Origin of the sequence: Cyanobacterium sp. T60_A2020_053, from assembly GCA_015272165.1 — a bacterium.
In the GTDB taxonomy this organism is placed as follows: domain Bacteria; phylum Cyanobacteriota; class Cyanobacteriia; order Cyanobacteriales; family Cyanobacteriaceae; genus Cyanobacterium.
Window position 1 is genome coordinate 1 of record JACYMF010000051.1, and the last position, 9,473, is coordinate 9,473.

The window sequence follows — 9,473 nt, forward strand, 5'->3', positions numbered from 1 at the left end:
AATCAAAAATAATTGATACAAATGAGCAATTTATGAAAAATAACTATTTGGCTAAAGTCTTAAACTTATAAGCATTTCACCTGAAACCTGACACCCGAAGCCGCGACACCTCCCCTCACCAAAATACTTTTTCAGCAAACCCTAATTAATTAGGCTCTGTTGTATGATGTAATATTAGGTTCATTTAACCACTTATAAATAAATTGAAAATAATCTTAGTTCAATTTATTGAACGAAAAACTGTTGGTTCCGTGTAATTCATTACACGGTGGGTAAAGTGCGAAGGCAGAATCTATTGGCAACAAATTATCCGAACTTGATATAATTCATTACACGGTAAGGAAATAACTAAAATATAGCAATACTAAACAAACAATCATAATAATCTATGTTTTTAACAGAATTAAGTTTTATTTGTAACGAGATTTCACGGCAACCTATTGCTTTTTTAGGTGGCTTTTTTGCAGGTATTTTAAAGTTAGATGAAAATGATGAACCTTTAGCTTCTTGGTTAAAATCTGAAAAAAAATGAGTTAGAATCAACACAATGAAGCTGGAACTTCTAAACAATTTTCTGCCATTAACTCCTCATTTGACATGATTTCATCAGGGTAGCCATCGGCAATAATTTGACCATTATTTAACAAAATTACTCGGTTACATACTTCTCTAATCATTTCTAAATCATGGGAGGAAATCATCAGAGTTTCCAGTGAAGATTGCAAAAAATTAATTAACCTTCGTCTCGCTTTTAGGTCTAAATTAGCGCTCGGTTCATCATATAATATTAATTTGGGTTGCATAATCAAAATGGAAGCAATGGCAACCATACATTTTTCGCCTCCTGACAATTGATGGGAGACTCTATCTTGTAAATGCGCTACGCCTGTGGCTTCTAATACTGATGACAGGCGCTGTTGAATTTCTGTGGGAGATAACCCCAGATTTTCTGCACCGAAAATAATATCATCTCTAACCGTTGGACAAAATAATTGATCATTAGGGTTTTGAAATACAAAGCCAATATTAGGGTAGAATTTACCTTGATTTATCTTTTTATTAAATACGGTTATCAGTCCTTTTTGTGGTGCTAAAATTCCACAAATTGTCAAAAATAAAGTCGTTTTACCACAGCCATTGGAACCAATTAAACCTACTTTTTCTTCCGGTTTTATAATTAAATTTAAGTCTTTTAAAATTAAATTGTTTTCATAGTTAAAGTGTAAGTTTTGAATATTAAGAGCTGACATTTATAGTTATTTTTAATAGTTAATTTGGAGTAATAGTTAATTAGGGGTTGATGAAAAAGTAATGCCGTGATGCTAATGGATAATTGACAATTATAGAGGTTTATCCTCTGACGGTGGTGTTTATTACTTTGTATTTTTAAGGCTATTTTTGTTTAAACAATATTGCTTTTACATATTTTTTGACTCTGTAGTATATCTAAACCTTAATTTAGTTAAATAAACAAAAAATTGAGTTTATTTAAAAGTAAAATCAACACAACTAGAGAAAAAACATGATATGATCACCTTCGTTATAATCATAATACCGTAAAAGCTGATCATCAGTATCATTATGAGGAATGCTCATCATTGGAGTCAAATTAGAGAGGAAATTATCCTGTTGTGTGTGCAGTGGTATGTTTCCTATCCCTTAACTTATACTGAACTTAAAACGGTAATGGAAGAAAGGGGCTTCAGAATTGATTCTAACACTATCAATAATTTAGTTACTGATTATGCAGTTTTAGCGAAAAAACGTTGGCTAGAAACTCAAAGGAAACATCGTAAAGGTTGGCGAGTGGTGCAAATTCCTTTTTATTTACAAGGTCGAAAAAAGTATCTTTATCGGGCGCTGGATGCCCAAGGAAATACCCTTGATTTCATGATTAGTGCCAGAAGGAATAAGGAAAAAGCACAATTATTTTTTGCGGAAACTATTTCTAATACTGACGAGTTAAACACCCAAAAATTACTTTATCAAAAAAGACCAAAAAGAAAGAAAGAAAATAAATTTTTAGAAAGTTTTATTTATGTTGCTTTTTTAGTTTTATCAGGATATTTAATTTTAAGTTTTATGGGATTAGGAAATAATAATAACCAAGAAGAAAATCAACCTGATAATCAAGTTTTAAGCCATGACAGAAAAAATACTAAGATGGTACAGGAAAATAAGGTAAATCCCATTAAAAATAGGGCAAAAATCTCCCCCGAAGACAAAGGACGATCGCTAGGATCAAGATAAGCAGAGCGTTGTGAGTCATACCCAGCGCCCTCCACCATATCCAGAGAATTATGAATAACGTGCCAACGGGAGTAACCAATTTCTAAATCGTAGAGGTAGCGCCGATCTGGGTTGGCGAGAGTGTGATAGGCTTCGTTAAGAGTCTGAAATTTTTGCTTGGCTTCCAACACGGGTAAATCAGTGGTGTCAGGATGATATTTTTTGCTCAATTCTCGATAGGCGCGACGAATGGCAATTTCTGAGGCAGAAGGATGCAATCCTAATAAACCATAATGGGTGTTGAGAAAGGGTGACGGGCGCTGATTCACGGTTTCAAAAGAGAAAAGTTAAAAGGGCAAGGGGCAAAGGTTTGAAAAAGGGAAAAGTTAAAAGGGCAAAGGGCAAAGGTTTGAAAAAGGGAAAAGTTAAAGGGGCAAAGGGCAAAGGTTTCAAGCCTTTATTCTTCGATAATTCATTTCTATGCTGTCCATTTAATTTAACATTGTAGCTTAGTTCACTATACAATATGAGCAAAATAGTTAAGTAATGATATTATGACGATTTTAGTGACGGGGGGCGCTGGTTATATCGGTTCACACACTGTTAAACTATTGCAACAGCGTGGTTATGATTTAATTATCTTCGATAATCTCGTTTATGGACATGGAGACGTTGCCCAAACTTTACAAGCAAAGTTAGTAGTAGGGGATTTAAGCGATAAAGAATTATTAACCAAAGTATTTCAAGAAAATGACATCGAAGGAGTGATTCATTTTGCTGCTTATGCCTATGTGGGAGAATCCATGACTAACCCCACCAAGTATTATCGTAATAATGTGGTGTCAACTCTTAACTTGTTAGAAGTAATGGAAGAGTTTGGCGTGCGCCGTCTGGTTTTTTCTTCTACCTGCGCTACCTATGGCATCCCCGAAATATTACCTATTCCCGAACATCATCCCCAGCGCCCGATCAATACTTACGGCTATACTAAGTTAGTGGTAGAAAATATGTTAAAAGACTTTCAGCGCGCCTATAATTGGGAATATGTAGCTTTTCGTTATTTCAACGCTGCTGGTGCTGATCCTGATGGTATGATTGGGGAAGATCACAATCCTGAAACTCATTTAATACCTCTTACTCTCTACACTGCATTAGGAAAAAGGGATCATATTACTATTTTAGGGGATGATTATGATACCCCTGATGGCACTTGTATTAGGGATTATATCCACGTCACGGATTTAGCTCAAGCCCACCTCATCGGTTTAGAATATTTGCTCAAGGGAGGTAAAAGCGAAGTATTTAATCTCGGTAATGGTAGCGGTTTCTCGGTTAAAGAAGTGATTGCGGCGGCAAAAAAAGTCACAGGAATAGATTTTAATGTGATGGTTGGGGCGAGGCGCGCTGGAGACCCTCCTATTCTAGTCGGTAGTAGCCAAAAAGCACGGGAAATTTTGCAATGGCAACCTCAATATCCCGATATTGAAACTATTATCAATCATGCTTGGCAATGGCATCAACAACGACATCAGAAAAATTATAAATAATATCAAGTTCTTTTGATCACTAATCCTAAACTTGTAGGTTGAGTTAGCGCTAACGCAACCCAACAATGATTTCAGATAATGACAAAAGAGCGATATATTCTATTCCTAATATTTAAAAATAGGGTGGAGGGCGCTGGATTTAGTGTCTTAACCCACAGTGTAATGAATATGATCTGGGATCATAAGCTATTTCTCAGAATAATGGGTTATATTAATATATGTAAAGCAAATATTAAGTTTTATCAATCAAAACTTAATGATAAGCAATTATTAACGAATAATCATGAAATTAAACTTAATCATTAGCAAAGTATTGCAACCTAACTGCGAAGTCAGTTTAGGCTCACAAACTGCTTGGGCGTTGTTGCGCGCGGTAATTGGTATTATGATGGTCCATAATGGCATGGACAAATTAAGTAATATTGAGAGTTTTGCTGAGGCTTATGTCTCTTATATTGGCTTACCTTTTCCTATTTTCTTTAGCTATGTGGCAGCCTACACAGAGTTAATCGGTGCGCCTTTAGTTGCCCTTGGTTTATTTACTAGAGTGGCTTCTTTGGGTTTATTTGGCACTATGTGTGTGGCGATGTATCATCATATTTTGGTGGCTGGTTTAAGTCTCCCTTATTTGGAGTTATCTGCCATTTATGCTGGTTGTTTTTTGTTTTTCTTAGTCAATGGTGGTGGTTTATTCTCTACCGATGCTTTGTTGCTTAATGTGATTAATAAAAATCTTTTGAGTCAAAAAGCAAAACAGATTATGTTACTAGAAAAGTCTTATCAAGATTCTGATTCTTTGAAAGAAAAATCTTTTTCCTAGTAAACCCTATAGCGTATCGGTTTTAAGCACATTTGTAAAGGTGTCAGGTATCGGAAGTTAGGTCTTAGGTTTGAAAATTACACCTGAAACCTGCAACCTGAAGCCTAGTCACCTTTAAACCTTTGCCCTTTTTCACCAATCCCTAGCATAAATTTAAAGGTTGTCGTCAAGATAAACTGTTAAGGCTTCTTTCATGGCGGTGGTGCTAGTGGTAGCCGTGCCGAATACCCTAACCACAATACTAGCCGCTAAATTACCTAATATCGATGCTTCCCACGGGGTAGCACCACAGGCGAGGGCGAGGGATAAGGCTGAGACGACAGTATCTCCAGCGCCCGTCACATCAAATACATCTGTGCGGTTAAAGGCTGGAATATGGTCAATTTTTCCATCACGGGAAAATAAACTCATGCCTTCTTCTCCTCTGGTAATGAGGATATATCGGGCGTTAGTTTGTTGTAGTAAATCTTTTCCAGCTTGAAGTAATGTGACTTCGTCGGGGATGGCATAACCCACAGCTAATTCAGCTTCAGGAAGATTAGGGGTGAAAATTGTTGCCCCTTGAAAGCGGTGTAAGTCTTTTTGAGTATCTACCACCACTAAATCATGCTTAAGGGATGGAGCTATAACAGTAGGAGTAAACACTCCATCACCATAGTCGGAGCAAACGATGCCATCCACTACACTGCCATAATTTTTGATAAAATCAGCTAGTTTATGTTGCAGGGAGGGCGCTGGTAATTGGTCAGATTTGCGATCAATTCTCACGATTTGTTGAGTGACAGATTGTCTTGCATGACCTGCGATACGAGTTTTGGTAACTGTCGGGCGCTGGTTATCTTTAATAATTCCTTGGGTGTCGATGTGCGCTTGGTGAAAAATATCCATTAAGGCTTCTCCCTGAATATCATCACCTACATATCCAGCTACAGTAATTTTTGCCCCTAGTTTGGCTAAATTGTACACCGCATTAGCGCCCCCCCCCGGTATTTGGCGCGTTTCCTCATGACGTAAAATTAAGACGGGCGCTTCTCTTGATAAACGCTCAACTTCCCCAGTCATAAACTCATCAAGGGTTAAATCTCCCACCACTAATAATTTGAGAGCGGTAAATTTATCTAAAATAGCAAATAAATCATCTTTTTTTTTATTAATTTGCTCAATAAATTGTTGTTTTTGAGTCATAAATAACTATACTAATTTTAAATCAAATTGATATTTCTCTTTAGCTTTTTCATCGCAAAATTTAACTAATTTACTTAATTCTTCTGGAAGATCAACTGCGATAATTTCTCCACCAATTTGATCATATTCTTCATTAGTTTCAGAACGCCATTTTTGTTTTATGGTTACAGTAATTTCTTGATAACTACTGTCTTCATCATTAACATTTTGGCTTAAAACTATGACAAATTGTTCTTGGAGAGGAAAATTTTTATTGACAATTAATTGAATACCTTCAACTGTTAAATCAAGGGTAAAACCGAGAAAATTTTTATTTTCATCTAAGACTCTGCATACGGCAAGGATGCGACGATTAAATCTTTTTTCATTAGTACTATCCATAATCTAAAGCTCTTTAAATAACAGAATATTTTAGGTAATTATTTACTTGGTGCTGCTGAATTAATCAATAATTTTTGGTTAAGGAAAGAACAACAGAAAGATAACTTAGCACTCATAATCTTTGCCTTTTTGGTTAATCCATAATAGTAGTTAGGCTTTAACATCACAACAAAGAATACCACTAAATCAAGCCAGTTGAAAAGAAAAATTAACAATGAGAATCATGAAATTAACTCACAAATAACTATTTGGTAGTAAGGGGTTGAAACTTTTTGCTTTTTCCCTAATCACTCCATAGCAATTTTTTATTAACCCCTAAGTATTATTTGTTACAACATCTTGACAATTCCTTAGTTATGCTAAGTTTATCAAAGATTCAACATATTAGTAACTGAAAAAGTGATTTACATCTCTATAGTTGAAGGTAACTCTCATTTAAGATCGTTATTGACTTGGCATTTACAACAGATAGGTTATGTCACCCATCAATACAGCACTATTCAACAGGCTAAGTTTGATCTCGACAAAAATCCCCCAACCTTAATGATTGTTGATTCTGATTTGCCTGATGGGGATGGAATCCAATTTTGTAACTGGTTATCTCAGGTTAATCAGTGTCTAATTCTCGTCTTATCAGCAAAAATTGGTGAAAAAGATGTGGTTAAAGGCTTGAAATCGGGCGCTGATGACTATATCAAAAAACCTTTTGGTGTGCAGGAGTTTTTAGCGCGCGTCGAATCTTTATTAAGACGGTATCGAGTTAATAATGCGCCCCTCACCCTAGATTTTGGTGACTTGAAAATTGATTTAGTACAAAGAAGGGTAGAATTTAGGGGGGAATTTATCGATCTGACTCCCCAAGAGTTTAGTCTATTATATGTGCTTACTCAAGCGCAGGGAATTCCGTTGAGTCGTAGTGAATTGTTGAGGCGCGCTTGGCCCGAAGCCATTGAAAATCAGCGTACTATTGATACTCATGTGTTATCATTGCGCAAAAAGATTGAAATTGATCCTCGTCAACCGAATTTAATTCAAACCGTCAGAAATGTTGGTTATCGTTTCAACCTTGAATTATTGGGTAAGACTAAGTCTATGGCAGAGGGGAGGGCGCTGAATCATCATCCGAAACACTATCATCATCAAGATAGAATCAGTGTCGGTATTTAATGGATAATGAAAAACTAACTACTAATTAGGATTTACTGAATAATATCAAGTCCGCTTGATCAGCCGAAGGCTGCCGCTGCGCGATCACTTATAAATCAATTAAAAACAATCTTAGTTCAATTTATTGAACGAGGTACCGTTAGCCGTGTAATTCATTACACGGTGGGTAAATTGCGAAGATATAATCTATTTGTAACTAATTATCCGAACCTGATATAACTCAAAAGTTTTGGTTAATAAGGGTTACAGTGCATTTCACATGAATAAACCACGTTTTTTGTTTCTCGCAAAGGCGCTAAGACGCAAAGGGAGTCTTTGTGACTATCTAAATTGTGGTTTAAGGAAATGAAAACTGCTGTAAGAAAGACTACAAGCATCAAAAAATACGCAAAATCACGCTTTTTTTAAATAAAATGCAGTTAAAATACAAAATTACATATACTACATGAGGATAGTAAAACCTCATAATTGTCAATTATCCATTGTCCATTGTCAATTTGCCCTCACGACTTCACTTTTTCAGCACCACCTATACATCGCCACCCTTACCCTAGGGATAAAACCGCTAAAAATCAGCATTCATGGGAGTGCGCGGAAAGGGAATCACGTCACGGATATTATCCATACCCGTCATAAACTGCACTAAGCGCTCAAAACCTAAACCAAATCCAGCATGAGGCACAGTGCCAAAACGCCTTAAATCCAGATACCACCACAAATCAGCGCCCTCCACCCCACATTCTTCAATTCTGCTTTGTAACACGGACAAACGTTCTTCCCGTTGTGAACCACCGATAATTTCACCGATGCCGGGTGCTAGAATATCCATAGCAGATACCGTTTTTTGATCATCATTGAGACGCATATAAAAAGCCTTAATATCTTTAGGATAGTTCGTCACAATAACCGGTTTTTTAAATAAATCTTCCGCTAAATAACGCTCATGTTCTGATTGTAAATCAATGCCCCAGCGCACGTCAAACTCAAAAGATTTACTACTTTTCTCCAATAAATTAATTGCCTCAGTATAAGTAATTCTGGCAAACTCATTATTAATAATTTTATCAGCATTTGCTAATACTTGATCATTAATTCTCAGGTTAAAAAATTCCATATCTTCTGGACAATTTTCCAACACATAACTAAAGATATATTTTAAAAATTCTTCCGCCAAATTTTGATCACCTTCTAAATCACAAAAAGCCATTTCCGGCTCAACCATCCAAAATTCCGCCAAATGACGAGAAGTATTAGAATTTTCTGCCCGAAAAGTAGGCCCAAAAGTATAAACATTACTAAAAGCCATGGCCATAATCTCTGCTTCTAGTTGCCCACTTACGGTTAAATAAGCCCGTTTACCAAAAAAATCTTCTTTAAAATTAATCTCCCCCGATTTCTGACGGGGAATATTATCTAAATCGAAATTAGTCACCGTGAATAACTCCCCAGCGCCCTCACAATCACTAGCGGTAATAATGGGAGTATGCACCCATAAGAAGCCTTTTTCTTGGAAAAATTGATGGATAGCTGTAGCACAAGCATTACGCACTCGCATCACCGCGCCCATGGTATTAGTTTTACCCCGAAGATGGGCAATGGTGCGCAAAAATTCCAGCGAGTGACGTTTTTTTTGTAAGGGATAATCTTGCCCATCACATTCACCATAAATAGTAACGCTTTCTGCTTGTAATTCTACCCTTTGCCCCTTGGCTGGAGATTCTACCAAAATGCCTTCTATGCCCACAGAAGCGCCCGTATTTAACTTTTTGATAAAATTGCCATAATCGGCTAAATCTTCACTTAAAATAACTTGTAAATTAGCTAAAGATGAGCCATCGCTGACTTCAATAAAAGTAAATTTTTTAGACTCTCTTTTTGTGCGAATCCAGCCTTTAATGTTAATTGTTTCTTGGGGTTTTCCTGTGCGTAAAATGTTAATAATCCTTTGGTTCATAATATTGTAATAATGAATAGCTGTCTAAAATTATTTGTAACATATTTAGGGGTTGTTGAATAATTTAGTTTAGTCTCCATTCCTACCGTGTAAGGAGTTACATGGGGTGAAGGGCGCCCTCCACCGACCTTAAAAAGCAGGGTGTTTTCAAAGTCAGGATCAAAATTGATTTGTTTTTGACAAGAAGACA

At 36.3% G+C, this 9,473-nt stretch carries 9 protein-coding genes; 5 read left to right on the top strand and 4 right to left on the bottom strand.

Going from position 1 to position 9,473, the window contains the following annotated elements; translation table 11 throughout:
* Positions 1-388: 388 nt before the first annotated feature.
* Positions 389-532 (top strand): hypothetical protein, encoded by a 144-nt coding sequence (locus IGQ45_07115; protein MBF2056982.1) that lies wholly within the window; start codon positions 389-391, stop codon positions 530-532.
* A gap of 7 nt (positions 533-539) precedes the next feature.
* On the opposite strand, the gene IGQ45_07120 is transcribed toward IGQ45_07115, so the two are convergent.
* Positions 540-1,250, bottom strand: a complete 711-nt coding sequence (locus tag IGQ45_07120; GenBank protein ID MBF2056983.1) for an ABC transporter ATP-binding protein — start codon at positions 1,248-1,250, stop codon at positions 540-542.
* A 331-nt stretch (positions 1,251-1,581) separates the two neighbouring features.
* Here IGQ45_07120 and IGQ45_07125 point away from each other — a divergent pair, with 331 nt between their 5' ends.
* The 3 genes from IGQ45_07125 (at position 1,582) to IGQ45_07135 (ending at position 4,596) form a co-directional block, all read left to right on the top strand.
* Positions 1,582-2,250, top strand: coding sequence for an IS6 family transposase (locus IGQ45_07125; GenBank protein ID MBF2056984.1), 669 nt, complete (start codon positions 1,582-1,584; stop codon positions 2,248-2,250).
* Between the two features lie 533 nt (positions 2,251-2,783).
* Positions 2,784-3,776, top strand: a complete 993-nt coding sequence (galE, locus tag IGQ45_07130) for a UDP-glucose 4-epimerase GalE (protein MBF2056985.1) — start codon at positions 2,784-2,786, stop codon at positions 3,774-3,776.
* Positions 3,777-4,059: 283 nt separating this feature from the next.
* Positions 4,060-4,596: a DoxX family protein gene (locus IGQ45_07135; protein MBF2056986.1), complete on the top strand. Its 537-nt coding sequence runs from the start codon at positions 4,060-4,062 to the stop codon at positions 4,594-4,596.
* Between the two features lie 153 nt (positions 4,597-4,749).
* Here the strand turns inward: IGQ45_07135 and IGQ45_07140 are convergent, their stop codons facing one another.
* Both IGQ45_07140 and IGQ45_07145 read right to left on the bottom strand, forming a co-directional pair.
* On the bottom strand, positions 4,750-5,781 hold the full coding sequence (locus IGQ45_07140) for a bifunctional hydroxymethylpyrimidine kinase/phosphomethylpyrimidine kinase (GenBank protein MBF2056987.1): 1,032 nt from the start codon (positions 5,779-5,781) through the stop codon (positions 4,750-4,752).
* A 6-nt stretch (positions 5,782-5,787) separates the two neighbouring features.
* Positions 5,788-6,162, bottom strand: a complete 375-nt coding sequence (locus IGQ45_07145) for a PilZ domain-containing protein (protein ID MBF2056988.1) — start codon at positions 6,160-6,162, stop codon at positions 5,788-5,790.
* Positions 6,163-6,561: 399 nt separating this feature from the next.
* Here IGQ45_07145 and IGQ45_07150 point away from each other — a divergent pair, with 399 nt between their 5' ends.
* Entirely contained in the window at positions 6,562-7,329 is a 768-nt protein-coding gene (locus tag IGQ45_07150) for a response regulator transcription factor (protein MBF2056989.1), read from the top strand.
* Between the two features lie 565 nt (positions 7,330-7,894).
* Here IGQ45_07150 and asnS read toward each other — a convergent pair.
* Positions 7,895-9,283 carry an asparagine--tRNA ligase gene (gene asnS / locus IGQ45_07155; GenBank protein ID MBF2056990.1) on the bottom strand — a complete coding sequence of 463 codons (1,389 nt, stop codon included), beginning with the start codon at positions 9,281-9,283 and terminating at the stop codon, positions 7,895-7,897.
* Between the last annotated feature and the right edge of the window lie 190 nt (positions 9,284-9,473).